General features: G+C 70.9%; 27 protein-coding genes and 1 riboswitch. Of the genes, 14 read left to right on the top strand and 13 right to left on the bottom strand.

Going from position 1 to position 24015, the window contains the following annotated elements; all coding sequences use genetic code 11:
- Entirely contained in the window at positions 1-936 is a 936-nt protein-coding gene (locus tag AB0M27_RS04680) for a carbohydrate-binding protein (RefSeq protein WP_365717892.1), read from the top strand.
- On the opposite strand, the gene AB0M27_RS04675 is transcribed toward AB0M27_RS04680, so the two are convergent.
- From AB0M27_RS04675 to AB0M27_RS04665, 3 genes are all read right to left on the bottom strand, one after another.
- Positions 933-1862, bottom strand: coding sequence for a 1-phosphofructokinase family hexose kinase (locus AB0M27_RS04675; RefSeq protein WP_365717890.1), 930 nt, complete (start codon positions 1860-1862; stop codon positions 933-935). The genes AB0M27_RS04680 and AB0M27_RS04675 overlap by 4 nt on opposite strands.
- A gap of 122 nt (positions 1863-1984) precedes the next feature.
- A complete protein-coding gene (gene nagA / locus AB0M27_RS04670) occupies positions 1985-3130 on the bottom strand; it encodes an N-acetylglucosamine-6-phosphate deacetylase (RefSeq protein WP_365717888.1) in 1146 nt (381 codons plus the stop codon).
- A complete protein-coding gene (locus AB0M27_RS04665) occupies positions 3130-4107 on the bottom strand; it encodes an ROK family protein (RefSeq protein WP_365718191.1) in 978 nt (325 codons plus the stop codon). The genes nagA and AB0M27_RS04665 overlap by 1 nt, the downstream gene beginning before the upstream one ends.
- 142 nt (positions 4108-4249) lie before the next feature.
- Here AB0M27_RS04665 and AB0M27_RS04660 point away from each other — a divergent pair, with 142 nt between their 5' ends.
- The 3 genes from AB0M27_RS04660 (at position 4250) to otsB (ending at position 6819) form a co-directional block, all read left to right on the top strand.
- Complete coding sequence (locus tag AB0M27_RS04660; RefSeq protein WP_365717886.1) at positions 4250-5512, top strand: extracellular solute-binding protein; 1263 nt, start codon at positions 4250-4252, stop codon at positions 5510-5512.
- Positions 5513-5557: 45 nt separating this feature from the next.
- Positions 5558-5782, top strand: coding sequence for a DUF3263 domain-containing protein (locus AB0M27_RS04655; RefSeq protein ID WP_365717884.1), 225 nt, complete (start codon positions 5558-5560; stop codon positions 5780-5782).
- Positions 5783-5985: 203 nt separating this feature from the next.
- On the top strand, positions 5986-6819 hold the full coding sequence (otsB, locus tag AB0M27_RS04650) for a trehalose-phosphatase (protein ID WP_365717882.1): 834 nt from the start codon (positions 5986-5988) through the stop codon (positions 6817-6819).
- On the opposite strand, the gene AB0M27_RS04645 is transcribed toward otsB, so the two are convergent.
- Positions 6807-8303, bottom strand: a complete 1497-nt coding sequence (locus tag AB0M27_RS04645; protein WP_365717880.1) for a trehalose-6-phosphate synthase — start codon at positions 8301-8303, stop codon at positions 6807-6809. The two genes, otsB and AB0M27_RS04645, sit on opposite strands and share 13 nt — an antisense overlap.
- A gap of 74 nt (positions 8304-8377) precedes the next feature.
- Entirely contained in the window at positions 8378-9322 is a 945-nt protein-coding gene (locus tag AB0M27_RS04640) for a glucosyl-3-phosphoglycerate synthase (protein ID WP_365717878.1), read from the bottom strand.
- 161 nt (positions 9323-9483) lie between these two features.
- A riboswitch (SAM riboswitch) is annotated at positions 9484-9648 on the top strand.
- 17 nt (positions 9649-9665) lie between these two features.
- Between AB0M27_RS04640 and thrC the strand changes: the two genes are divergently transcribed.
- From thrC to groL, 4 genes are all read left to right on the top strand, one after another.
- Entirely contained in the window at positions 9666-10949 is a 1284-nt protein-coding gene (thrC, locus tag AB0M27_RS04635) for a threonine synthase (protein ID WP_365717876.1), read from the top strand.
- A complete protein-coding gene (locus AB0M27_RS04630) occupies positions 10946-11221 on the top strand; it encodes a MoaD/ThiS family protein (RefSeq protein ID WP_004000249.1) in 276 nt (91 codons plus the stop codon). The genes thrC and AB0M27_RS04630 overlap by 4 nt, the downstream gene beginning before the upstream one ends.
- Positions 11222-11652: 431 nt before the next feature.
- Positions 11653-11859: a cold-shock protein gene (locus AB0M27_RS04625; RefSeq protein WP_019057200.1), complete on the top strand. Its 207-nt coding sequence runs from the start codon at positions 11653-11655 to the stop codon at positions 11857-11859.
- A gap of 327 nt (positions 11860-12186) precedes the next feature.
- A complete protein-coding gene (gene groL, locus AB0M27_RS04620; protein ID WP_365717874.1) occupies positions 12187-13809 on the top strand; it encodes a chaperonin GroEL in 1623 nt (540 codons plus the stop codon).
- Between the two features lie 91 nt (positions 13810-13900).
- Here groL and AB0M27_RS04615 read toward each other — a convergent pair whose 3' ends face one another.
- Positions 13901-14200: a Uma2 family endonuclease gene (locus AB0M27_RS04615; RefSeq protein WP_365718189.1), complete on the bottom strand. Its 300-nt coding sequence runs from the start codon at positions 14198-14200 to the stop codon at positions 13901-13903.
- A 153-nt stretch (positions 14201-14353) separates the two neighbouring features.
- Here AB0M27_RS04615 and AB0M27_RS04610 point away from each other — a divergent pair, with 153 nt between their 5' ends.
- The 3 genes from AB0M27_RS04610 (at position 14354) to AB0M27_RS04600 (ending at position 16036) form a co-directional block, all read left to right on the top strand.
- A complete protein-coding gene (locus tag AB0M27_RS04610; RefSeq protein ID WP_365717872.1) occupies positions 14354-14587 on the top strand; it encodes a hypothetical protein in 234 nt (77 codons plus the stop codon).
- On the top strand, positions 14584-14796 hold the full coding sequence (locus tag AB0M27_RS04605; RefSeq protein ID WP_365717870.1) for a hypothetical protein: 213 nt from the start codon (positions 14584-14586) through the stop codon (positions 14794-14796). Before AB0M27_RS04610 ends, AB0M27_RS04605 begins: the two co-directional genes overlap by 4 nt.
- A 115-nt stretch (positions 14797-14911) precedes the next feature.
- A complete protein-coding gene (locus AB0M27_RS04600) occupies positions 14912-16036 on the top strand; it encodes an NADH:flavin oxidoreductase (protein WP_365717868.1) in 1125 nt (374 codons plus the stop codon).
- A 12-nt stretch (positions 16037-16048) separates the two neighbouring features.
- Here the strand turns inward: AB0M27_RS04600 and AB0M27_RS04595 are convergent, their stop codons facing one another.
- Together AB0M27_RS04595 and AB0M27_RS04590 are read right to left on the bottom strand one after the other, a co-directional pair.
- Positions 16049-16618 (bottom strand): hypothetical protein, encoded by a 570-nt coding sequence (locus tag AB0M27_RS04595; protein ID WP_365717866.1) that lies wholly within the window; start codon positions 16616-16618, stop codon positions 16049-16051.
- 165 nt (positions 16619-16783) lie between these two features.
- Entirely contained in the window at positions 16784-17554 is a 771-nt protein-coding gene (locus AB0M27_RS04590) for a calcium-binding protein (RefSeq protein WP_365717864.1), read from the bottom strand.
- A gap of 343 nt (positions 17555-17897) precedes the next feature.
- Here AB0M27_RS04590 and AB0M27_RS04585 point away from each other — a divergent pair, with 343 nt between their 5' ends.
- The gene (locus tag AB0M27_RS04585; protein ID WP_365717862.1) at positions 17898-18557 is read left to right on the top strand and encodes a class I SAM-dependent methyltransferase; all 660 of its coding nucleotides are present in this window, start codon (positions 17898-17900) and stop codon (positions 18555-18557) included.
- 10 nt (positions 18558-18567) lie between these two features.
- On the opposite strand, the gene AB0M27_RS04580 is transcribed toward AB0M27_RS04585, so the two are convergent.
- From AB0M27_RS04580 to AB0M27_RS04565, 4 genes are all read right to left on the bottom strand, one after another.
- Positions 18568-18777 carry a hypothetical protein gene (locus AB0M27_RS04580; RefSeq protein WP_365717860.1) on the bottom strand — a complete coding sequence of 70 codons (210 nt, stop codon included), beginning with the start codon at positions 18775-18777 and terminating at the stop codon, positions 18568-18570.
- 5 nt (positions 18778-18782) lie between these two features.
- Complete coding sequence (locus tag AB0M27_RS04575) at positions 18783-20198, bottom strand: PTS transporter subunit EIIC (RefSeq protein ID WP_365717858.1); 1416 nt, start codon at positions 20196-20198, stop codon at positions 18783-18785.
- 16 nt (positions 20199-20214) lie between these two features.
- Positions 20215-21138 (bottom strand): N-acetylmuramic acid 6-phosphate etherase, encoded by a 924-nt coding sequence (murQ, locus tag AB0M27_RS04570; protein ID WP_365717855.1) that lies wholly within the window; start codon positions 21136-21138, stop codon positions 20215-20217.
- Positions 21139-21226: 88 nt separating this feature from the next.
- Positions 21227-22132: a MurR/RpiR family transcriptional regulator gene (locus tag AB0M27_RS04565; RefSeq protein WP_365717853.1), complete on the bottom strand. Its 906-nt coding sequence runs from the start codon at positions 22130-22132 to the stop codon at positions 21227-21229.
- Positions 22133-22188: 56 nt separating this feature from the next.
- On the opposite strand from AB0M27_RS04565, the gene AB0M27_RS04560 reads away from it, so the two are divergent.
- Complete coding sequence (locus tag AB0M27_RS04560; protein WP_365717851.1) at positions 22189-22572, top strand: hypothetical protein; 384 nt, start codon at positions 22189-22191, stop codon at positions 22570-22572.
- The gene (locus AB0M27_RS04555) at positions 22569-22847 is read left to right on the top strand and encodes a DUF4031 domain-containing protein (protein ID WP_365717849.1); all 279 of its coding nucleotides are present in this window, start codon (positions 22569-22571) and stop codon (positions 22845-22847) included. Before AB0M27_RS04560 ends, AB0M27_RS04555 begins: the two co-directional genes overlap by 4 nt.
- Positions 22848-22920: 73 nt before the next feature.
- On the opposite strand, the gene AB0M27_RS04550 is transcribed toward AB0M27_RS04555, so the two are convergent.
- Positions 22921-24006 carry a GNAT family N-acetyltransferase gene (locus AB0M27_RS04550; RefSeq protein WP_365717847.1) on the bottom strand — a complete coding sequence of 362 codons (1086 nt, stop codon included), beginning with the start codon at positions 24004-24006 and terminating at the stop codon, positions 22921-22923.
- Positions 24007-24015: the final 9 nt, after the last annotated feature.

Here is a 24015-nt window from a genome sequence, read left to right as displayed (position 1 = left end):
ATGACGCCCGGCGAAAACGGCCCGAGCACGCCCGAGGACGACGACCCGTTCGGCTATCTGTACGCCGACGGTCAGGCCAGAGGGGCCCAGCCGCCGTCCGGCGGTTACGGCTACCCGAACTCGGTCAGCAGGGTGCGGGCGGTCGGCGAACGCCAGTACGGCCAGCAGCAGGCCACCTACGGCCAGGGCGTGCCGCAGCAGCAGGGCGGCTACGGCCAGCCGAACGCCTACTACCAGGCCCCCGAGACCCTCCCCGGCGGCCCCCCGCCGAGCAGCCCCCGCTCCGCGCCGCCCGCCCCCGGCCACCGTGGCCCGAACACCAAGGGCCTGCTGATCGGCGCGATCGCGGTGGTCGCGGCGGTCGTGATCGGCATCAGCGTCGCGATGCTCAACGGCAACGACGACAAGAAGACCGACAACCAGGCCAACACGACTCCGACCCAGTCCCAGAGCCACGTCCCGAGCCCGTCCAGCAGCATCTCGGCGGAGAGCGGCGAGCTGAAGACCGACGCGACCGCCAGCGGCGTTCAACTTGCCGGCGGTGCGACGAAGACCTCGGACGTCAAGGGTGCGCAGAGCGCGGACGGTTCTTACGTGGGCGGCCTGAACGCGGCCGGTTCCTCGATCACCTGGACCGTCAACAATGTCCCCTCGGCCGGCGAGTACACCCTGTTCGTACACTTCAGCGTGGCCGGCCCGGACCAGAAGATGACGGTGAGCATCAACGGCAAGCCGTTCGCCACCGGGCTGCCGTTGAAGAACTACACCCACGCCAAGGACGGCGATTACGTCAATGGCTGGACCACAACCTACGTGTATCCCACCCTCAACCAGGGTCCCAACACGATCTCCATCTCCTGCCAGCCCGGTGACCAGTGCAACGCGCTGATCGACCAGTTTTGGCTCGAGAAGGGGGAGCACACGCTGAAAGGCTAAGCCGCGCTGACCACCCCGGTCACCGCCACCCCTCCACGCAGCTCCTCGTACACCGCCGGGTCGAACTCGCCGGCGGCACGGGCTCGTACGGTCGCCGCCGACAAGGCGACCGCGCGGGTCAGGCGGTCCGGCCAGGGGAGTTGTTCGACGAGGCCCGACAGGAGGCCGGCGACCGCCGAGTCGCCCGCGCCCGTCGGATTGCCGGGGATGCGGGACGGTGGGGCGGCGCGCCAGCGGCCCTCGGGGGTGACGGCCAGGAGGCCGTTCGCGCCGAAGGAGGCGACCACCGCGTGGGCGCCGCGGCGGCGGGCGTCCTGGGTGGCCCGCAATGGCTCGTGGGAGCCGGTGAGTTCGGCCAGTTCGTCGGCGTTGGGTTTGATGAGGCCGGGGCGGGCGGCGACCCCGCGGCGCAGTGGTTCGCCGCTTGTGTCCAGGAGGACGGGGACGCCGGCGGAGCGGGCCGCGCGGACGAGGTTCGCATACGCGCCGACCGGCACGCCCGGCGGCAGGCTGCCGCACAGGGCCACCGCCGAGGAGGACGGCAGCAGTTCCTCGTAGCGGTCGAGGAAGGAGCCCCACTCGGTCGGCGCTATCTGTGGGCCGGGCTCGTTCAACTGGGTCGTGTCACCCGACAGTTCGTCCACGACGGCGATCGTGCGCCGACTCGCCCCGGCGACCGGGACCAGCGCGTCCGTCAGGCCGGGCACGTCGGCCAGCCGGTCGCGTATCGCCCGCCCGGTGTCGCCGCCCGCGAACCCCGTGACCGTCACCTCGTGCCCGAGCGCGGCGAGCACCCGGGCCACGTTCACGCCCTTGCCGCCGGGCCTCTCGATGACCTCCGAGACCCGGTGCGAGGCGTGCGGCCGTAGCGACCGCACGCGATAGGTGAGGTCGAGAGCGGTGTTCAGTGTGACCGTGAGGATCACCCGGGCCGACCTCCCTCGAAGTCCATGCGCCTGTCATCGGTGTCCGGGGGCACGATCATGCCAAACAGACGGCGGTCGGCCCAGTCACGAGTCGGCCGCCGTCCACGGAAAAGAGGGGCAGATCAGGCCAGTTGGGGTGGGATCACCACCCACTCGCCCTGCCGCATCACGCCCTTGAGGTCGAAGTCCGTGTCCAGCACCAGCAGGTCGGCGTCCTTGCCCGGCTCCAGCGAGCCGATGCGGTCGGAGAGCCCCAGGAGACGGGCCGGGTTGACCGACAGGGCCTGTACGGCGTCCTCGACCGACAACTGATCCACGGTCACCGCCCGCTTGAACGCGCGGTCCAGGGTGAGCGTGGAGCCCGCGATCGAGCCGCCCTCCACCAGCCGGGCCACCCCCTCGCTGACCTCGACCTCCAGGGGGCCCAGCATGTAACGCCCGTCGCCGATGCCGGCCGCGTCCATCGCGTCCGTGATGAACGCGACCCGCTCCGCCCCCGCGCGGTGGAAGGCCAGCTCCAGCGCGGCCGGGTGGAGATGCGTGCCGTCGTTGATCAGCTCGACCGTGACCCGCTCGTCCTCCAGCAGGGCGGCGATGGGGCCCGGCGCCCGGTGGTTCAGGGTCGGCATCGCGTTGAACAGGTGGGTGGCGACCGTGGCGCCCGCGTCGATGGCCTCGACCGTCTGCTCGTACGTGGCGTCCGTGTGCCCGATCGCCGCGACGACGCCGTGCTCGGCGAGCAGCCGCACGGAGTCGATGCCGCCCGGCAGCTCCGCCGCGAGCGTGACCATCTTCGCCTTGCCGCGCGCCGCGTCGATCAGCTTGCGGACCTCGGCCGGGTCCGGGTCGAGCAGCAGTTCCTCGGAGTGCGCGCCCTTGCGGCACGGCGAGATGAACGGCCCCTCGAAGTGGATACCGGCGATCTCCCCCTGCTCGGCCAGCTCGCTCAGCAGCCCGGCCTGGCGGGCCAGCAGGTCCATCTCGTCGGTGACGGTGGAGGCCACCAGGGTGGTGGTGCCGTGCAGGCGGTGCGTGCGGACCGCGGTGAGGATCTGCTCGGCGCTACCGGAGAAGGACGCACCGCCGCCACCGTGGTTGTGGATGTCCACGAACCCCGGTACCAGCCAGTGGCCGGTCACGTCGATCACCTCGGCGTCTCCGGGAGCGGCGGCGGCGATCCTCGTACCCTCGACGACCACACGCCCGTCGTCCAGGACCCCGCTGGGCAGCACCACCCGAGCACCTGCGAGAACCAAGCTGGGAGCCATCAGGCAGTTACCTCCGAGGGGTCGGTGGGGTCGGGGTCGGGGTCGGTGCGGACGGGGCCGGCGGTGTCGAGGAGATCCCGGGCGAGCAGGCCCGCGCCCAGGCAGCCGGCCGTGTCCCCGAGCGCGGCCGGGACGACGCTGGGCAGTTTCTGGAAGGTGACCCGGCGCCGGACGGCGTCCCGCAGGGGCTGGAACAACACTTCCCCCGCCTCGGCGAGGCCGCCACCGATGATCAGGGTGCGCGGGTCCAGCAGGGTGAGCGCGGTGACCAGGCCGTCGGCGAGCGCGTCGACCGCCTCCTGCCACACGCGGACGGCGTTCGGGTCGCCGGACACGACGGCCTCGGCGCAGTCGGCGGCGTCCGCGCCCGGGTCCCCGCAGGCCGCCGCCCAGGCCTCGCTGACGGCGGACGCGGAGGCGTACCGCTCCAGGCAGCCGTGCTGCCCACAGGGACACACGATCCCGCCGGGCCGTACGACCACGTGGCCGATCTCGCCCGCGAAGCCGTGCGCGCCCGCCTCCACCCGGCCGTCGATGCCGATGGCGCCCGCGATCCCGGTGCCGAGCGGCACGAACAGGAACCGGTCGGCGCCCTTGCCCGCGCCGATCCGGCCCTCGGCGAGACCGCCGGTGCGCACGTCGTGGCCGAGGGCGACGGGGATGCCGAGCCGCTGCGTGAGCAGCGCGCGCAGGGGTACGTCCCGCCAGCCGAGGTTGGCGGCGTAGGAGGCGATGCCCTGCTGCTCGTCGACGATGCCGGGGACCGCGATGCCGGCAGCGGCGGCGGCCTCGCCGTAGCGCTCCACGCCGTACGCGTGCAGCTCGGCGGCGAAGTCGAGGATCGTCGCGACCACCGCGTCCGGACCGCGCTCGCGTCCGGTGGCGCGGCGGGCACGGTGCAGCAGCTCGCCGTCGTCACCGACGAGGGCGGCCTTCATCCCGGTACCGCCCACGTCCAGGGCGATGACATGTCTCACCACGGGCCCTAGTGTGGCCCTCCCACCCGCGAGAGGTCTAGTCCACTCACGTGGTGTAGACCTTATGTGTCCATATATTGAACGGTCAGACAGCAGGGTTGGGGCTTTGAGGGTGCGTCGGCGTACGGCAGGAACGATCGCGGTGGTGTCCGCACTGGGCATGACGATGGTCCTCGGCGGCTGCGGGAGCACGGGCTCCTCCGACGTCACGTTGAGACTCGTCGCCGCCGACTACGGCGATTCCGCCGCCAACAGCTCCCAGAAGTACTGGGACGCCCTGGCCAAGGAGTACGAGTCCAAGCACCCCGGTGTGAAGATCGACGTCAGCGTGTACTCCTGGAACGACGTCGACGCCAAGGTCAAGGACATGGTCGCCGCCGGCCACGCCCCCGACCTGGCCCAGATCGGCGCCTACGCCGACTACGCGGCCGCCGGCAAGCTCTACCCGGCCTCCGACCTGCTCTCCATCCGGACCCAGGCCGACTTCCTCTCCCAGCTCACCGAGGCCGGGCAGTGGAACCACACGCAGTACGGCATCCCCTTCGCCGCCTCCACGCGCGTGCTCTTCTACAACAAGACCCTGTTCGCCAAGGCCGGCATCACCCCGCCCACCACCTGGGACGAGCTGGCCGCCGACGCCAAGGCGCTCAAGGATAAGGGCGTGAAGTACCCCTTCGCGCTGCCGCTCGGCCCCGAGGAGGCCCAGGCCGAGACCATGCAGTGGCTGCTCAGCGGCAGCAACGGCAGTAACGGCGGCAACGGCTACACCGACGACATCGGCGCCTACACCATCGACTCCGCGCCGAACGTCCAGACCTTCACCTGGCTCAAGGACGACCTGGTCGACAAGGGCCTGACCGGGCCGGTCGCGCCCGGCAAGCTCAACCGTGCGACCGCCTTCGCCGCCTTCGCCGACGGTCAGGTCGGCATGCTCAACGGGCACCCCACGCTGATCCAGCAGGCCGAGAAGAAGGGCGTGGAGTTCGGCATGGTCCCGATGCCGGGGCGCACCGGCACGGCCAGGGCCTCCATGGGCGTCGCCGACTGGATGATGGCCTTCAAACAGAACGGGCACCGCGACCAGATGGGCGACTTCCTCGACTTCGTCTACACGGAGAAGAACGTCCTGGCCTTCTCCCGCGAGTACGGCCTCCTCCCGGTCACCGGCTCCGCGTCCAACGCGATGAGCGCGTCGGACTCCGCCCCCGACAAGGCCCTGCACCCCTTCCTCGACCAGCTGGCCACCTCCGAGCTCTACCCCGTCGGCAAGACCACCTGGGCGTCGGTCAGCGCGGCCGTGAAGCAGAACATCGGCCAGGCCGTCGCCCCGGGCGGCGACCCCGCCGGCGTCCTGACCCGCCTCCAGGCGACGGCGACGGCGGCGGACAGCAGCGCGAAGAACTGAGAAGAACTGAGCGGCCCTGTCAGACCCCACCGCTACGGTGACTGCATGGAACTCGCCCCCCGCGAACAAGCCATCCTCGCGCTGGAGCGCCGCGGCTTTCCCGGCCCCGGCGCCAAGGAACGAGCGATACGCGAGGAACTGGGCCTGTCCCCGGTCCGCTACTACCAGCTGCTGAACGCGCTGCTGGACGACGAGAGAGCGTTGGCGGCGGACCCGGTGACGGTGAACCGCCTGCGGAGGGTACGGGAGTCCCGGCGCACGGAGCGCTGAGCTCGGGATGCAGGCACCCTCTGGCCGGGTGTGGGGCGCTTACCGGCGCAGGCAGGGCGCCGCTGCGCCCACCCGTGTGGCGGCTCGCGGCGCGTGTGCCTGGCAGGGCGCCTTTCCAGCCGACCGAGACGGGTGGGTGGGAAACGGGGTCCAGGGGCGCAGCCCCAGGAGTGTTCTGGGCCCGCGCTGGATAGTGTCGCTGTATGGACCCTCTGCCGACCCCGCGGACCCAGCCCGGCCGGGACGGCCTCGCCGCGCTCCTGGCGAAGCCGTCCGCAGCGACTGTGGGTCTGGACTTCGACGGCACTCTGGCCCCCATCGTCGCCGACCCCGAGCAGGCCCGCGCCCACCCCGAGGCCGTACCCGCACTCGCCGCCCTGGCCCCCAAGGTCGCCTCCGTCGCCGTGATCACCGGCCGCCCCGCCGCCGTCGCGGTCCGCTACGGCGGCTTCAGCGGCGTCCCCGGCCTGGAGCACCTCACCGTCCTCGGCCACTACGGCGCCGAACGCTGGGACGCCGTCACCGCCACCGTCACCGCCCCGCCCCCGCACCCCGGCGCCGCGGCGGCCCGCACCGAGCTGCCGGGCGTGCTGGACCGCGCCGGCGCCTGGCACGGCACCTGGATCGAGGAGAAGGGCCGGGCGGTCGCGGTGCACACCCGCCGCGCCGACGACCCGCAGGCCGCGTTCGCGGCCCTGCGTGGCCCCCTCACCGACCTCGCCGCCCGCCACGGCCTGATCGTCGAACCCGGCCGCCTGGTCCTGGAGCTCCGCCCGCCCGGCATGGACAAGGGCGTGGCCCTCACCGACCACGTCCGCAGGACCGGCGCCGAGTCCGTCCTCTACGCCGGCGACGACCTCGGCGACCTCCCCGCCTTCGACGCCGTCGACGAACTCCGCGCCGACGGCGTCCCCGGCCTCCTGGTCTGCAGCGGCAGCACGGAGGTCACGGAGCTGGCGGAACGGGCGGACATGGTGGTCGACGGCCCGGCCGGTGTCGTACACCTGCTGCGGACCCTCGCCGCTCAGCTGGACTGAAGCTCCTCCAGCGCCTGCAGCTGATCCAGGAACCACTGGGCCGGGGGAAGCGCGGTGGCCGCCGCGGCCAGCCTCTTGGTGCGGTCCGCCCGCTCCTCCGGCGGCAGGGACAGCGCCTCGTGCAGGGCCCGCCCGGTCTCCAGCACGTCGTAGGGGTTCACCACGAACGCGTTGGCGCGCAGTTCCTCGTACGCCCCGGCCTCCCGCGACAGCACCAGCGCACACCCCTGGTCGGAGACGACCGGTACCTCCTTGGCGACCAGATTCATACCGTCCCGGATGGGGTTGACCAGCGCCACGTCGGCGAGCCGGTACGCGGCCAGGGAGCGTGCGAAGTCGTCCTTGACGTGCAGGACGACCGGCGTCCAACCAGCCGTACCGAAGGCCGAGTTGATCTCCTCGGCCACCCGCTGGACCGCGGCGGTGTACTCCCGGTACACGATGAGGTCCTGCCGCGACGGATACGCGAACGCGAGATGCACCACCCGCTCCCGCCACTCGGGGTGCTCCTCCAGCAGCTGCCGGTACGCCAGCAGGCCGCGCACGATGTTCTTGGACAGCTCCGTGCGGTCGACACGGACGACGGTCCTGCGACCCTCGCCGATCTCCTCCCGCAGGGCCGCCATCCGCTCCTCGACGTCCGGCTGGTGCGCGCGGACCCGCAGGAAGTCGGCGTCGGCGCCGAGGGAGTGCACGCCGATCAGGGTTTCCCGGCCCTTGCGCAGATGTTCGATCGTCCTGGGGGCACCCGACGGCCAGGTCACGCGGTAACGCTCGGGGTCCAGACCCTCCGCGCACTTCTGGAAGGCCGTCGCCCACCGCCAGGTCAGGAACGCCACCCGGTCCGCCCCGAGCATGCCCGCCATCAGCTGCTCCCGGATGTCCTCGGGAAGCAGCTCGAAGTACTCCCGGGGCGCCCACGGCGTGTGCGAGAAGTGCCCGATCCGCACATCGGGGCGCAGCTCGCGGAGCATCCCCGGCACCAGGCACAGGTGGTAGTCCTGGACGAGGACCGCCGCCCCCTCGGCCGCCTCCTCGGCCAGCGCCTCGGCGAACGCCCGGTTGTAGGCCTCGTACGACGCCCACTGCCGCCGGAACTCCGCGTCGAAGACCGGCTCCAGCGGGGTCTGGTACAGCATGTGGTGGACGAACCAGAGCACCGAGTTGGCGATGCCGTTGTAGGCGTCCGCGTGCACCGTCGCGTCGATGTCGAGCATCCGCACCAGTTGTCCGCCGGTCGCCTCGACCGAGAGCCGGCGCCCGTTGTGGGAGCGCCGTACCGCCTCCCGGTCCGTGTCGCTCAGCGCGGCGCACACCCAGACCGCGTTGGCGTTCGGCCCGATGGCCGACAGCCCCGACACCAGCCCGCCGCCGCCGCGCTTGGCGGCCAGCGAGCCGTCCTCGCGCAGTTCGTACGAAACCGGGCCGCGATTGGACGCGACCAGCACCCGAGCCTTCTCGGCAGCACCCTGCGTGGAAGCCATGGTCCTCAACCTAGCCCGGCCCGGAAACGCTCAAACGCACGGCCACGCCCGGCACGCCCCCGTATACGACCGGTTCACGCCACCTTGCGCTCGGCATATTCCGTGATCTCCACCATCGGCGGCCGTTCCTCGGTGTCCACCGAGTAGGTGCGTGGCTCGAAGCCGTCCTCGCAGCGCTCGAACTGGGTGAGGGAGGGGCGGATCAGATGCCCGCGGGCCAGCCGGAGCTGGGCCGTGCGGTAGATCGCGGCGGCCATCCGGCCCAGCGCCTGCCCGTCCTGGTGCCGGTGCTTGCGCACGCCCACGTCCACCTGGGACAGCGCGTCGAGACCCACCAGGTGCAGGGCGTCCACCAGCATGCCCAGCTCCACGCCGTACCCGACCGGGAACGGCAGCTGTTCCAGCAGCGAGCGCCGGGCCGCGTACTCGCCGCCCAGCGGCTGCACGAATCCGGCCAGCTGCGGCCAGTGCATGTTCAGCAGCGGGCGGGCCATCAGCTCGGTGACCCGTCCGCCCTGCCCGGCCGTCCCGGCGAGCGGGCGGTCGTACATGCCCTTGACCAGGTCCACCCCGGGCTCGGTGAGCAGCGGGCCGACGATCCCGGAGACGAAGTCGGAGGAGAACTCCTTCAGGTCCGCGTCGATGAAACAGACGATGTCCCCACTGGTCACCAGAAGCGAGCGCCACAGCACCTCACCCTTTCCGGGGACGGCGGGGATGCGGGGCAGGATCTCGTCCCGGTGAACGACCCGCGCGCCCGCGGCGGCGGCGACCTCGGAGGTGCGGTCGGTGGAGCCGGAGTCGACCACCACGATCTCGTCGACGAGCGGGACCCGTTCCACGAGGTCGTGCCTGATGATCGCGACGATGTCGCCGACCGTCTCCTCCTCGTTGAGCGCGGGCAGTACGACGCTGATCGTCTGGCCGGTGCGCTGCTTGGCGCACAGGATGCGGTGGAGCGGGCGATCGGCCACGGACCAGGAGCGGGTGGCCAGCCAGCGCTCGACTTCTTCCAGCACGGTCTGCGGCTCCTCACTGTTCGTGATCGCACGGGCTGCACCGTGTGATCCATCTCGCGGTTCGGACGACTATCTCAACTGTCCTGGCCTTCGGTTACAGTCTTGAACAACGCCGGTGACCATCGCATGTCGGGGGTCAGCACGCGTCCACAACCGCATACCGCTCATCCAGAGGGGCAGAGGGACACGGCCCGATGAAGCCCCGGCAACCCTCCAGTCGGTACTCGTAGATCGGCCTGATCAGGCTCGATCGCTCCGCGAGGCTCCCGGCTAGGGAAGGTGCCAAATCCGTCTCACGGCGAGGTGCGTCGTGAGGAAGATGAGGAGAAAGGGCCTCGCCTCCATGGCTGTGCAGACAGTTGCAAGCTCCACGGATTCCACCGTCGACCTCGGTCCCGCCGCGGCCCTGAGCTGTCGCGAGTGCGGACACCGCGTTCCGCTCGGCCCGGTGTTCGCCTGCGAGGAGTGTTTCGGCCCGCTGGAGATCGCCTACGACTTCTCCGCCTACGACACCGAAGAGCTGCGCCGCCGTATCGAGGCCGGCCCCGCGAACATCTGGCGGTACGCGCCGCTGCTGCCCGTTCCGGCCGACGTGGCCGACAAGCCGAACCTGAACCCGGGCTGGACCAAGCTCGTCAAGGCCGACAACCTAGCCGCCGAACTCGGCGTCACCGGCGGCCTGTTCGTCAAGGACGACTCCGGCAACCCGACCCACTCCTTCAAGGACCGCGTGGTCGCCCAGGCCCTGGAGGCCGCCCGCGCCTTCGGCTTCACCACCCTGTCCTGCTCCTCCACCGGCAACCTCGCCGGTGCCGTCGGTGCCGCCGCGGCCCGCGCCGGCCTGCGCTCCTGCGTGTTCATCCCGCACGACCTGGAGCAGGGCAAGGTCGTCATGGCCGCGGTCTACGGCGGCGAGCTCGTCGGCATCGAGGGCAACTACGACGACGTGAACCGCTTCTGCTCCGAGCTGATCGGTGACCCGGCCGGCGAGGGCTGGGGCTTCGTCAACGTCAACCTGCGGCCGTACTACGCGGAGGGCTCCAAGACCCTCGCGTACGAGATCTGCGAGCAGCTCGGCTGGCGGCTGCCCGACCAGATCGTGGTCCCGATCGCCTCCGGCTCCCAGCTCACGAAGATCGACAAGGGTCTGCAGGAGCTGATCAAGCTCGGTCTGGTCGAGGACAAGCCGTACAAGATCTTCGGTGCGCAGGCCGAGGGCTGCTCACCGGTGTCCACCGCCTTCAAGGCCGGGCACGACGTCGTACGGCCCCAGAAGCCGAACACCATCGCCAAGTCCCTCGCCATCGGCAACCCGGCCGACGGGCCGTACGTCCTGGACATCGCGCGCCGCACCGGCGGTGCCGTGGAGGACGTGACGGACGAGGAAGTCGTCGACGCCATCAAGCTGCTGGCCCGCACCGAGGGCATCTTCGCGGAGACGGCGGGCGGTGTGACCGTCGGCGTCACCCGCAAGCTGCTCAAGGACGGCGTCCTGGACCCGGCGAAGACCACGGTCGTCCTCAACACCGGCGATGGACTCAAGACGCTGGACGCGGTGGCCGGGACCGGCCTCACCGCCACCATCCGACCGACCCTGGACTCCTTCCGAGAGGCTGGCCTCGCATGAGCGTGACCGTTCGCATCCCTACCATCCTGCGCACCTACACCGGCGGGCAGGCCGAGGTCGCCGCGGAGGGCGCGACCCTCGCCGAGGTCATCGCCGACCTGGAGAAGAACCACACCGGCATCGCCGCGCGCGTCCTGGACGACCAGGGCAAGCTGCGCCGGTTCGTCAACGTCTACGTCAACGACGACGACGTGCGCTTCGAGCAGGGCCTGGAGACGGCGACCCCGGACGGCGCCGGCGTCTCGATCATTCCGGCCGTCGCCGGCGGCTGATCGTTACCTAGGGTAACGTCAGTTACGCATTGTTCATCGAATTGCCTCCTCCGTGAGAGAAGCGGAGGAGGCAATTCTGTGTGATTGAGCGCGGTAGAGTTGGGGAACGCGCTCTCGGACCACCGGTCAAGGGCCCTGTATTCATGCCGCACGCCCGACAAGAAGTAGCCAAAGTGCGCGGGTTTTATGCGGCTTTTGTGGCGGTTTGTGGAGCCTGACTTGCCCTGAAGTCAGGCGAATTCTCCGCACATTCCGGACCGTTCCCGTCCAGAATTCTCGTCCGATTGACCTGTTGCAGACGGCAGTTGGACAGATACATTCAGCCGCGGTCGACGCGTTCCGGCGCACGCCCCCGACCGATGGGGGGTGAGGTCTGACCCGGGTCCGCGAAGTGTGGATCTGTGCAAGGGCCAGTAATAGGGGAGTTAGGCATGGCTCAGGGCACCGTCAAGTGGTTCAACGCGGAGAAGGGGTACGGCTTCATCGCGGTCGACGGTGGTGCGGATGTTTTCGTCCACTACAGCGCGATCCAGATGGACGGTTACCGCACCCTGGAAGAGGGGCAGCGGGTCGACTTCGAGATCTCGCAGGGCCAGAAGGGCCCGCAGGCGGACATGGTCCGGCTGGCGACCAGCTGAAGCACGCGTCGACTGTCAGCGACGTTCTTCGTTCATCTTCGAAGGGCTCGCACCTCACTCGGGGTGCGGGCCCTTCGTCATGCCCGGGGTGCGCGTGTTCGCGGGCGGCTGACGGGGGTGCCGTACCCCCGTAGGCGCTTGCACTCGACCATGCCGAGTGCTAATCATTGGCGTTAGCACTCTGAAGGTGAGAGTGACAGTGAAGGACCGGGTCGGTGAGGCCCGCAGGCCGGGTGGGGCAAGGAACCACAAGGCCGGCGAGCCGTCCGTCGCGGGCGCGGGCGCGGTCCGAAGGAATCACCCCCAGTCCTGGAGGGACCACTTCACATGGCCAAGATCATCGCGTTCGACGAGGAGGCGCGGCGCGGCCTCGAGCGCGGCATGAACCAGCTCGCGGACGCCGTGAAGGTGACGCTCGGCCCCAAGGGCCGCAACGTCGTCCTCGAGAAGAAGTGGGGCGCCCCCACGATCACCAACGATGGTGTCTCCATCGCCAAGGAGATCGAGCTCGAGGACCCGTACGAGAAGATCGGCGCCGAGCTGGTCAAGGAAGTCGCCAAGAAGACGGACGACGTCGCCGGTGACGGTACGACCACCGCGACCGTTCTCGCCCAGGCCCTGGTCAAGGAAGGCCTGCGCAACGTCGCCGCCGGCGCCAACCCGATGGCCCTGAAGCGCGGTATCGAGAAGGCCGTCGAGGCCGTCTCCGCCGCCCTGCTGGAGCAGGCGAAGGACGTCGAGACCAAGGAGCAGATCGCCTCCACCGCGTCCATCTCCGCCGCCGACACCCAGATCGGCGAGCTGATCGCCGAGGCCATGGACAAGGTCGGCAAGGAAGGCGTCATCACCGTCGAGGAGAGCAACACCTTCGGCCTGGAGCTGGAGCTCACCGAGGGTATGCGCTTCGACAAGGGCTACATCTCCGCCTACTTCGCGACCGACATGGAGCGCATGGAGGCGTCGCTCGAGGACCCGTACATCCTCATCGCCAACTCCAAGATCGGCTCCGTCAAGGACCTGCTCCCGCTCCTGGAGAAGGTCATGCAGTCGGGCAAGCCGCTGCTGATCATCGCCGAGGACGTCGAGGGCGAGGCCCTGTCGACCCTGGTCGTCAACAAGATCCGCGGCACCTTCAAGTCCGTCGCCGTCAAGGCCCCGGGCTTCGGTGACCGCCGCAAGGCCATGCTCGGCGACATCGCCATCCTCACGGGCGGCGAGGTCATCTCCGAGGAGGTCGGCCTCAAGCTGGAGAACGCGACCCTGGACCTCCTGGGCCGCGCCCGCAAGGTCGTCATCACCAAGGACGAGACCACCATCGTCGACGGTGCCGGCTCCTCGGAGCAGGTGGGCGGCCGCGTCAACCAGATCCGCGCCGAGATCGAGAACAGCGACTCGGACTACGACCGCGAGAAGCTGCAGGAGCGCCTGGCGAAGCTCGCCGGCGGTGTCGCGGTCATCAAGGCCGGTGCCGCCACCGAGGTGGAGCTCAAGGAGCGCAAGCACCGCATCGAGGACGCCGTCCGCAACGCGAAGGCGGCCGTCGAGGAGGGCATCGTCGCCGGTGGTGGCGTGGCGCTCATCCAGGCCTCCTCGGTCTTCGAGAAGCTGGACCTGGAAGGTGACGAGGCGACCGGCGCCAACGCCGTGCGCGTCGCCCTGGAGGCCCCGCTGAAGCAGATCGCCGTCAACGCCGGCCTCGAGGGCGGCGTCGTGGTGGAGAAGGTGCGCAACCTGACCCCGGGCCACGGCCTGAACGCCGCGACCGGCGAGTACGTCGACCTGGTCGCCGAGGGCATCATCGACCCGGCGAAGGTGACCCGCTCTGCCCTGCAGAACGCCGCCTCCATCGCCGCGCTGTTCCTCACCACCGAGGCCGTCATCGCCGACAAGCCGGAGAAGGCCGCCGCACCGGCCGGCGGCGGCATGCCGGGCGGTGACATGGACTTCTGATCGACCTGACGGTTGATCGCCTGTCCTTCGGACCGAGGGCGGTACGCCCAGCTTCTGGCTGGGGGTGCCGCCCTCGGGCGTTTCACGAGCCTCAGTCGGCGTAGTCCTTGAGGTCCTCGGTGTCGAGGGTGACGTTGACAGGAGAGGGGAGTGCGACGGCGACGCCCCACCTATAGGAGGGGGATTGCTGGTAGCGGCCGTCCTGGGGCTCGCTGTGGACGACGAGGGTGTCGTTGTCCCGGTCGATCAGCAGGCAGATGGGGATACCGGCCTCGGCGTAACCACGGACCTTGTCGATGCGGTCGCGACGGTCGGTGTCACGGTCGCGAGAGGTGACTTCCACGACCATGAGGACGCCGTCGGGGTTCGCCCAGTCCCCCTCCTGGGCGATGAAGTTGACGACGGATCGAGGTTCTTCGGTCCTGCCATGGCAACTCCTGGTCTGACAACAGAGGTTGTTGGGGCGCCCTCGCTGGCCAGGTTAGAGCGCTGGCGGCCACTCTGTGTGGTGTACCCGAACACTCAGCGTGGAGGAATTGGCGCAATGGAGATGAAGAAAGCGGCGGCGGACGAGCGGCCCGCACGGAGTGCCGAGGAAGCGGTGGAGCGGCTGCGTGAAGCCCTGCACGGCGTCGGGATCACACTGCCGTCGCTGCGGATCGACCCGGTGACCGGCGCCCAAGGGCATCCGTACGCCCTGGTCGACCTGGGCCGCTGCAACATCGGCGTCGCCTCGAAGCTGGCTGCGGCCCTGCGGGTGAAGGGCGGTGACGTGTGAGCCGTACACCCGTGTACGCCGTGGACCTGCGGAACGGGCGGATCGGCGAGGTCATGGGGCGCGTAGGAGGTTACGTGCAGCTTCGGCCGATCGGCGGTGGCCGGGAGTGGGACTGTCCGCCGGACTCGGTCGAGCCGGCGCCGCCGGACGAGGCGCTGCGGGAGCGGGTGCGGCGGCTGAACCGGGACAGTGTGAGCGGTGTCACATAAAGCCTCTTCCGGGGTCGGAATGTGCGGCAGCGCATAGTGCGATTACTTAAGGAGCTGCAACAATGCGTGCACACATACCGCCCGGTTAACTCAGCCACCCAGAGGAGCCCCCCACGTGACCGTCACGACGCCCGCCTCCCGCGCGGCCCAGATCCTGTCCCGTCCGATCGCCCTCAACGGTCTCACGGTCCCCAACCGAATCGTGATGGCGCCGATGACCCGTATGTTCTCCCCGGGCGGCATCCCCGGCGAGGACGTGCGTTCGTACTACTCCCGCCGGGCCGCCGCCGGGGTCGGCCTGATCGTCACCGAGGGCACGTACGTGGGCCACGAGTCGGCCGGCAACAGCGCGCGCGTGCCCCGGTTCCACGGCGAGGAGCAGCTGGCGGGCTGGGCGAAGGTCGCCGAGGACGTGCACGCGGCCGGCGGCACGATCGTCCCGCAGCTGTGGCACATCGGCATGGTCCGCAAGGACGGCGACGCCCCGTACCCGGACGCCCCCGCGATGGGCCCCTCCGGCCTGGTCGCCGCGGACGCCGAGCCCACCGGCAAGGCGATGACGCAGGCCGACCTGGACGCCGTCATCGGCGCGTTCGCCGAGGCCGCGGCCGCCGCCGAGCGCATCGGCTTCGACGGCGTGGAGCTCCACGGCGCCCACGGCTACCTCCTCGACCAGTTCCTGTGGGAGGGCACCAACCGCCGCACCGACGCCTACGGCGGCGACCCGGTGGCCCGCGCCCAGTTCTCCGCGGAGATCGTGGCGGCGGTCCGCGAGGCGGTCTCCCCCGAGTTCCCGATCATCTTCCGCTACTCGCAGTGGAAGCAGCAGGACTACACCGCCCGCCTGGCCGAGACCCCCGAGGAGCTGGAGGCGATCCTCACCCCGCTCGCCGCGGCCGGCGTCGACGTCTTCCACGCCTCCACCCGCCGCTACTGGGTGCCGGAGTTCGACGGCTCGGACCTGAACCTGGCCGGCTGGACCAAGAAGCTCACCGGAAAGCAGGTCATCTCCGTCGGCTCGGTCGGCCTCGACGGCGAGTTCCTGGGCGCCTTCCAGGGCCAGGGCTCCGAGGTCAAGGGCATCGACAACCTCCTCGACCGCCTGGAGGCCGACGAGTTCGACATGGTCGCCGTGGGCCGCGCGCTGCTCCAGGACCCGGAGTGGGCGGCCAAGGTGCTCTCCGACCGCTTCGACGAGCTGAAGCCGTACGACGCGGCCTCGCTGAAGACGCTCAGCTGAAACGCCTGGGGCCTACAGGTTGCCTAGCGACTCGATGTCGACGTGCACGGGTGTGCCCCACACCCGCAGCACCTCGTAGTCGGTGAACTCGTGCACGAGCCGGTAGGCCATCGCGGGCCGCGATCCGCGCCGCTGGGCGGCGAGATACGCCTCCGCCTCCCGCCGGTCCCTCCTCGGCGTCCCGCACAACTGCCACTCGTGTCCGTTCCACGCCTCCGGCAACCACCGCTGCTGCGGCTGAGGCCGGTCACCTCGGACCCCGTAACGGGACGGCGCGGTGGCGACGGGTGCGGGTTCGGTCCTCCCACCCTGAAACTCCGACCGCCGGGCGGCCCGGCGCCGGGTCTCACAGAGCAGACACAGATCGGGCGCGCTCTCGTCGACGGGCCCGTGCGGATGCTCGGGACACCGGGTGCTGGGCGCGCCGCTCCCGACGCTCTCCTCCACGAGGTCGAGCGCCCGACGCAGATCCGCCTTGACCTCATGCAGCCGGGCATCCGGGGTGTCGGCGGTCAACGCCTCCCCGTGCTCCCCGAGCACCCGGAGGGCCCTTCCCAGAGCGGCGAGCTGGGCGTGATTCATGTCAGCCTGCGCAGTCCTTGAGTTCCTCGGTGTCCCCCAAGGGTACGAGAGCTACTCCCGTCACGGGCATGCTGGAGTAACCCCCGGCTCCCGCAGACAAGGACGCGCGGCCCCGCGGCAGCGCGTCCTTGTGCGTTGCTCGGAGACCTCGGGTGAGACCCCTCGTCACTTCACGTCGACGAAGTCGCCCGTGGCCTTGGCGGCGGGCGTGGTGCTCGTGCCCGTGAAGTAGTAGCGCCAGTAGCCGTCGGTGGAGGCGGTGACCGTGGTCCTCACATTGCCGCTGCCGTCCGTGTTCACGGTCTTGATGGTGCTGTACGTGCTGCTGCCGGCCTTGCGGAACTGCAGCTCGACCGGCTGTCCGGTGTACCCGTGATACAGGTGGTCCTCCCAGTTCGCCCTGGTCAGCTGGCCCGTGACGGTGATCGTCCGGCCCTTGGCGACCGGCTCCGGCGAGGCGTTGACCGTGAGCTTGGAGTAGCGCTGCACGTGGAAGGTGCCGAGATTCGTCCGCTTCGCCGAGTCGCCGTCCTTGGCCTTCGCGTACGCACCGAAGTGCCAGGTGCCCGCGAAGGCGTTGTAGTGCAGGTCGTATTCGGGGACGACGGTGTACGTCGACGTGCAGGTGACCGTGGTGCCCGACGTGCACGTGGTCTCGCTGGGCGAGTCCTGGGTCCAGAAGGCGTCGGGGTCGCTCCAGGTGCCGTGGTACAGGTACGTCTGCCCGGAGGCTATGCCGGCCGGGTCGGAGGCCGTGAACGTGACCTTGAAGGTCACCTTGTTCGTCGTGCCGACGGCGACGTCCTTGCCACCGTTCACCACCACGTTCGAAACCTGGGTGTCGCCCACCACCGTGTCCGCGTGAGCGACCGGAACGGTGAGGGCGATGAGTGCCAGCGCGCCGGACGAAGCGGCACCGATGGCGAGTCTGCGCATGAGTTCCCTCAGGGAAAGAGGCCTGTCGCCCGGGTAGGCGTCCGGCGGGTGAACGAACTGTAAAGGATCGCCTCGCCCTTGCGGACACCCGGTCCCGGGCACCGCTGCCCCGGGTGTGGCCCGGGCGGGCCGGCCGGCGAGGGAGGGAAGACCGGTCCGCCCGGGAGCAAGGGGTGACGGCCGCACAAGCCACCGGCTGAGCCTGTCTCAGCCCATCGGGGAGCTCTGCCCCGGATGCCGTGATCACCGCGGGACAGCCCTTGGCCCAGAGTCCGGGCACGGGCTGAGTCGGATCCTTGGCCAGAGTCTGGGCGACTTGGGGGAGTTGGGCGAGCCGTAGGGTGTGCCCGTGTTGCCGAGCCGGTTGGTCGACGTCCTTCATCGCTTCAATTCCGCCCACCCCTGGGACCACAACGCGCACTATCACCCCTGGTTGGTACGGCAGTTGCCCCGGCGGTTCCGCGCCGCGCTGGACGTGGGGTGTGGGAGCGGAGATCTCGTTCGGCTGCTGGCTCGGCGGGCGGAGTCGGTCGTCGGGGTGGATGCCGAGCCGGAGATTCTCGGGAAGGCGCGGCAGCTGACGGCCCCCGACGCCGCCGTCACCTACAAACTCGCCTCCGCCCCGGACGGTCTTCCGCCCGGCCCCTACGACGTCATCACCTGTGTGGCCGTGCTCCATCACCTGCCCTTCGCCGAGACTCTCGACCGGCTCAAGAAGGGGCTGGCTCCCGGCGGGACCCTGGTCGTCGTCGGCTGTGCGCGGGCCGACAGTCCGCTCGCTCACGCGCTCGGGCTGGTCGCCGTACCGCTGAACGTGGCGACCGGGTGGGTGAAGAATCGCGGGCGGGCGGTCACCCGGAGGCCCGTGTCCATGACCGCGCCCACCCGCGAGCCCGGGATGAGCTACGGCGAGGTCGAGCGGGAGGCTCGCCGGCTGCTTCCCGGGGCCCGGTTCCGGCGGCGGCTCTTCTGGCGTTACACGCTGGTCTGGCGGGCTCCGTGAGTCCCGTCCCTCAGCGGCCCTGATGGACCAGGCCGCCCTTGCCGCACCTGGGCAAGGGGTTGCCCAGCGGGAGCGGGGACACGGACTTGACCACGGGGACGACGAGGTCGCCGGCACAGGTCGCCGTATCCGTGGCGGTCCACTGGTCGTCGGCGTGTGCGGGGGCGGCCAGGGTTGCCGCGGAGGCAGCCGTGAGGGCGGCCGTGGCCAGGAGCTTCATCCTCTTCATGCCGGGGGAACGACCCGCCCCGGCCGGGCGTCACGCCGGTGCCGCCACGCAGGGCCGCGCGGGAGGCCGAAGAGATACGTTGCCGTGAAGCCGACCGCGTAGGCCGTCAACAGGCCGCCTGCGTAGATCGCCGCCGCCGGGCCTACACCCCTGTTCCCCGTGAGCAGCGGGAACAGCGCCCAGCCCGACGGGCCGATCGCCGTCGCGCCCACCTTCGTGCCGAGCATCGCGAAGAAGCCGACGAACGCCCCGCCCGCCGCCCCGCCCGCGCAGGCGGTCAGGAACGGGCGGCCCAGCGGCAGGGACACCCCGTAGATCAGCGGCTCGCCGACGCCCAGCAGCCCGGCCGGGAGCGCCGAGCGGATCGTCGTACGCAGGGAGGCCGTAGGGACGGAGACGTCGTGGCGCGTGCGGACGTACACCGCGAGCGCCGCGCCGACCTGGCCCGCGCCCGCCATGGCCAGCAGGGGGAGCAGGACGGTGTAGCCCTGTTGCTCGATGAGGGTGGTGTGGATGGGGATCAGGGCCTGGTGCAGGCCCAGCATGACCAGGGGGAGGAAGAGGCCCCCGAGCAGCAGTCCGGCGGCCGCACCGGTGGTGGCCAGCAGCCAGTTGGCCGCCGTGCCGATCGCCGTCGCCACCGCGCCGGCCGCGTACATCAGGCCGTACAGCGTCACCAGGCCGGAGACGAGGACCGTCACGGTCGGGGTCAGCAGGACGTCCAGCGCGCCCGGCACCCGGCCCCGCACCCACTTCTCCACCCGGGTCGCCAGCAGTGCCGCCGCCAGTGCGCCGAGGACCCCGCCCTGGCCGGGGGCGAGGTGTGTCCCGAACGCCGTCACCTTCGCCACGCCCGGATACACCACCACGGCCGCCACCGCGCCGCCCAGCACCGGTGTGCCGCCGAACTCCTTCGCCGTGTTGTGGCCGACGAACACCGCGATCAGGGCCAGGAACGCGGAGGCGATGGCGGAGAGGGCCGGGGTCAGGGCCGGTAGCCGGCCGGTGTTCAGCAGGAGGCCGTTCAGGCCGGCCAGGATGCCGCAGCCGATCAGGGCGGGGATGAGCGGGACGAAGACGTTCGCGACCCGGCGCAGGGCCGTCCTGAACGGCCCCTGCGCCTTCAACCTCGCCTCCGCAGGCCCGGGTTGACCCGCTGCTCCGACCCGCGCCGCCACCTCCTTCGTGACCTCGTCGACCACTCCGGGCCCGAGCACGATCTGCCGGGTGGGCCCGTCGGGCACCACCCCCAGCACGCCGGGCAGCGCCCGCAACCCCTCCTCGTCCACCGCCGTCGGGTCGGCGAGGGTCAGCCGGAGGCGGGTCATGCAGTGGGCCACGGAGGTGACGTTGGCCGGGCCGCCGACCCGGTGGAGGATGGCGGTCGCGGTGGAGGCGGGGTCGTTGCGCACGCCCCGAGCGTGCGGGTCAGCGGGCCGCGTGCGCCAGCGCGGCACGCAGATGGCCGCCGGACTCCTCCAGAAGGCGGGCGGCCGTCGGGCCGTCGACCTCGGCGAGGAGCGCGAGGATCGCGTTCTTCACCTGGCCGCCGGACTCGGTGAGGGCCTTCTCGACCTCCTCGTCCGAGGCGCCCGTGGCCAGGGACACGATCCGGGCGGAGCGGGCCCGGAGCTTGTCGTTGGACGCCCGCACGTCGACCATCAGGTTCCCGTAGGTCTTGCCGAGCCGGATCATCGTGATCGTCGAGAGCATGTTGAGGACCAGCTTCTGGGCCGTGCCCGCCTTCAGACGGGTGGAGCCGGTGATCAGTTCGGGGCCGACCACGACCTCGATGCCGTGTTCGGCCGCCGCCGCGAGCGCGCTGTGCTCGTTGCAGGCCAGGCCGACGGTCAGGGCGCCCAGGGCGCGGGCGTGCTCGACGGCGCCGATCGCGTAGGGGGTGCGGCCGGAGGCGGAGACGCCCACAACGGTGTCGTCGGGGGTGAGCTTGAGTGCGTCCAGGTCCCGGCGGGCCAGTTCCGCGGAGTCCTCCGCGCCCTCGACGGACGTCACCATCGCCTCCGGGCCGCCCGCGATCACGCCGACGACCTGCGCGGGGTCGGTGTTGAAGGTGGGCGGGCACTCGGAGGCGTCCAGGACGCCGAGCCGGCCGGCGGTGCCGGCGCCGGTGTAGATCAGCCGGCCGCCGCGAGCCATGCGCTCGGCGACGGCGTCGATGGCGGCGGCGATCCTGGGCAACTGCGCCGCCACGGCCGCGGGCACACCCGCGTCCTCACCGTTCATCAGGCGGGCGATGTCGAGGGTGGGAAGCCGGTCGATCTCGGCGAGCTCGGGCCGGAAGGCTTCGGTGGTCAGGGAAGCCAACTGCTGATGCAGGTCATGGGAGGTCATGGGGGGGCGGCTCTCTCAGGTCTGGGTGCCGTTGTGCGTCCTGTTACTCACCCGGGGTGTCACTCGTCCGGACCATCCGGAGGGTCACTCACCTGGGGCTGGTGCGATGCCGGTGCGCCAGCGCCTCGTACGACGCGGCCAGCGCGGGCGCCGCCGTCTCGTACGTACGCTGGGCCACTCCCACGAACAGGCAGTCCACCACGAGCAGTTGACTGGTCCGCGAGGACATCGCGGCCGGTCGCAGCTCGCTCTCCCGTGAGGTGGACGTGGTCAGTACGTGGTCGGCGTACTGGGTGACCGGCGAGTCCGGCCGGCCGGAGATGGCCACGGTCGTGGCCCCGTGCTCGAAGGCGACCCGCAGCGGCTCGATGACGTCCCCCGTCGAGCCGGAGTGGGTGATCGCGATCGCCACGTCACCCGAGCGGAGCTGCACCGCGTTGGTCACGGCGAGGTGCGGATCGCTGTGGGCGTGGGCTATGAGGCCTATGCGGAGCAGCTTCTGGGTGAGGTCCTGGGCGACGAGCCCGGACGCCCCTATGCCGTACACGTCGGTGCGCCGGGCGCCGGCCAGCGCGGCCACCGCGGCGGCCAGCTGGACGGTGTCGAGCCCGGCGGCCGTGTCCGCGAGGGTCTGCTGCTCCTCGTAGGCCAGCTTGGTGACGACGTCGGCGATGGGGTCGTCCACCGCGATGTCGGTCGTGATCGCCGGCGCCCGGCCCGACTGCTGCTGCGCGGCGAGCCCGGCGAGGGCCAGACGCAGATCGCGGTAGCCGGGGTAGCCCAGGATGCGGGCGGTGCGGACGACCGTGGCCTCGCTGGTGCCGGTGAGCTCGGCGAGGCCGGTGACCGTGAGGGCGGCACAGCCGGCCGGGTCGCTCGCGACGGCCTCCGCGACGCGCTGCATGGAGCGGGTCATGGAGGGGGCGAGGGTGCGCACCTTGGCGGCGAGGGATCCGCCCGGACTGCCGAAAATTTCCTTCACGTCCTGGGTCACAGATGAAAGATATTTTCGGTTCGGTGTTGTGGTCAAGAGTGCGCACAATGGGTGTTATGGAGCCCATTAGTCCCCTTGAGCAGGCGCTGCACGCCGCCCGAGCCCTCGTGCTCGCCGATCTGATCGCAGGCGAGGTCGCGGAGGCGGACGTGGTCTCGCTGGTCGAGGACTCCGTCGTGGAGCGCCGCTGGTGGGTGGAGCAGTGGCCGGAGGGCGCGTCCTATGTCGCCGGGCTGATCGCACAGGACGTGCAGGACGCGCTGCTGGACCGGTACGGCCGCTGGCCGCTGTGCCCGGTGTGCCCCTCCGGCGACCCGCACGCGCTGGACGTGGAACCCGAACTCGGTCCCGACCCGCACTGGGTGTGCCACAAGGCGGGCGTGAAGGTCGCGTCCGTGGGCTCGCTGGGCTCGGCCGCGGGCGGAACGGCCTCGTCGTGACGGTGTACATCGACCCGCCCGCCTGGCCGGGGCACGGCCGTATGTGGTCACACCTGGTCAGCGATGTGTCCTACGACGAACTCCACACGTTCGCCGAGGGGATGGGCGTGCCGAGGCGCGCCTTCGAGCGCGACCACTACGACGTTCCCTCGCACCGGTACGCGGAGGCGGTCGCCGCCGGAGCGGTGGAGGTCAGCAGCCGCGAAGTGGTGCGGCTGCTGCGGGAGTCGGGGTTGCGCAGGCCGAAGGGGCTGGTGCGGCGAGGGGTTTCATAGGTCCCGTTCGGGTGTTTCACAGGCCCCGATCGCAAACCGTGTGGCCGGCAGCCGCTTGGCCCAAGGCGCTTTCTCAGCGGCGCAGTTCGTAGTGGAGCAGTTCGGAGGCCGGCTCGGTGTCGTCCTCGCCGCTCACCGGGACGAACCCGACCCGAGTGACCACCGCCTGCGAGGGGATGTTGTCCCGCTCGATGGTCGCGAAGAGGGAGCTGACGTCGTCCCGGGCCAGCGCCCAGTCCGCGAGCGCGCGCAGCGCCTCCGTGGCGTACCCCTGACCCCGGGCGCCCTCGACCAGGTCGTAGCCGATCTCCACCCGGCCGTCCTCGTCCGGGACGCCGTGGAAGCCGAGGCCGCCGATCGCGCGGCCGTCCTCGTGCCGTACGAGCACGAAGACCCCGAACTCCGGCCGGTGCACCCCGCCTTCGTACGCCTTCATCAGGAAGGATGCGGCCTCCCGGGTGCCCTCGTACGGGCCGCCGTCGAGCCAGGTGAAGCCGCCGTCGCCGCCCAGGCGCAGATCGTGGGCGGCGGCCGGGCGCAGGCCGGTGAGGGTGAAGCGCTCGGCCGGGATGACGAGGTTGTTGATCCAGCGCCATTCGGTGACCGCGGCGCGGCCGGGCAGCTCGCCGCGGCCGGTGGCCCACAGCAGGGTCGGCCACGGGGCGGGGCCGGGCTGGACGTGCGGGAAGAGGCAGGCCAGGAGCGCTTCGACGAGCTCGGCCGGCGGCTCGTAGGGGATCTTCAGACCCTCGGCCATGTCGTGGGTGTGCAGCAGCACCTCGGCGACGCCCATCGCGGCGAAGCCCTGGGCGTCGGCGCTGCGGAAGGGGTAGGGGTGGAAGGCGCGGACGCCGGGCGGGGCGGTGCGGACGGCGGCGGCGAGCAGCGCGCCGGTCGTCTCGATGACGTGCAGCAGGCCGGCGTTGTCGGTGCCCTCGTCGAGGGTGAGCTCGAAGGGGACGTAGGCGTCCTGCGCGCGTCCGGCCAGGTTGGCGGCGTAGGCGATCAGGTCGTCGGCGACATGGACGGCGGTGGCGTGGCAGTCCCACTCCAGCCGCCCGGCCCGTAGCGCCCGCCAGTCCCGGTCCACCGCCGCGCGCAGTGCCGCCGTGCAGCCCGCCACGGCCTCGGTCACATGGTCCCCGTTCATCGGTCGCATGGGGCGAAC

Origin of the sequence: Streptomyces sp. NPDC052107 (assembly GCF_040680215.1) — a bacterium.
Taxonomy (GTDB): domain Bacteria; phylum Actinomycetota; class Actinomycetes; order Streptomycetales; family Streptomycetaceae; genus Streptomyces.
Note: the sequence above shows the minus strand (reverse complement) of the source record. Positions and strands in the feature narration are given on the sequence as shown.

Bases quoted from the DNA above. Each gene is read 5' to 3' on its own strand.
- murQ (WP_365717855.1), bottom strand. From the start codon at position 21,138: ATGACCTCCCATGACCTGCATCAGCAGTTGGCTTCCCTGACCACCGAA.
- AB0M27_RS04680 (WP_365717892.1), top strand. From the start codon at position 1: ATGACGCCCGGCGAAAACGGCCCGAGCACGCCCGAGGACGACGACCCG.
- AB0M27_RS04550 (WP_365717847.1), bottom strand. From the start codon at position 24,006: ATGCGACCGATGAACGGGGACCATGTGACCGAGGCCGTGGCGGGCTGC.
- AB0M27_RS04655 (WP_365717884.1), top strand. From the start codon at position 5,558: ATGGAACTCGCCCCCCGCGAACAAGCCATCCTCGCGCTGGAGCGCCGC.
- thrC (WP_365717876.1), top strand. From the start codon at position 9,666: ATGGCTGTGCAGACAGTTGCAAGCTCCACGGATTCCACCGTCGACCTC.
- AB0M27_RS04610 (WP_365717872.1), top strand. From the start codon at position 14,354: ATGGAGATGAAGAAAGCGGCGGCGGACGAGCGGCCCGCACGGAGTGCC.
- otsB (WP_365717882.1), top strand. From the start codon at position 5,986: ATGGACCCTCTGCCGACCCCGCGGACCCAGCCCGGCCGGGACGGCCTC.
- AB0M27_RS04630 (WP_004000249.1), top strand. From the start codon at position 10,946: ATGAGCGTGACCGTTCGCATCCCTACCATCCTGCGCACCTACACCGGC.
- AB0M27_RS04645 (WP_365717880.1), bottom strand. From the start codon at position 8,303: ATGGCTTCCACGCAGGGTGCTGCCGAGAAGGCTCGGGTGCTGGTCGCG.
- AB0M27_RS04590 (WP_365717864.1), bottom strand. From the start codon at position 17,554: ATGCGCAGACTCGCCATCGGTGCCGCTTCGTCCGGCGCGCTGGCACTC.
- nagA (WP_365717888.1), bottom strand. From the start codon at position 3,130: ATGGCTCCCAGCTTGGTTCTCGCAGGTGCTCGGGTGGTGCTGCCCAGC.
- AB0M27_RS04560 (WP_365717851.1), top strand. From the start codon at position 22,189: ATGGAGCCCATTAGTCCCCTTGAGCAGGCGCTGCACGCCGCCCGAGCC.
- AB0M27_RS04625 (WP_019057200.1), top strand. From the start codon at position 11,653: ATGGCTCAGGGCACCGTCAAGTGGTTCAACGCGGAGAAGGGGTACGGC.
- groL (WP_365717874.1), top strand. From the start codon at position 12,187: ATGGCCAAGATCATCGCGTTCGACGAGGAGGCGCGGCGCGGCCTCGAG.
- AB0M27_RS04595 (WP_365717866.1), bottom strand. From the start codon at position 16,618: ATGAATCACGCCCAGCTCGCCGCTCTGGGAAGGGCCCTCCGGGTGCTC.
- AB0M27_RS04580 (WP_365717860.1), bottom strand. From the start codon at position 18,777: ATGAAGCTCCTGGCCACGGCCGCCCTCACGGCTGCCTCCGCGGCAACC.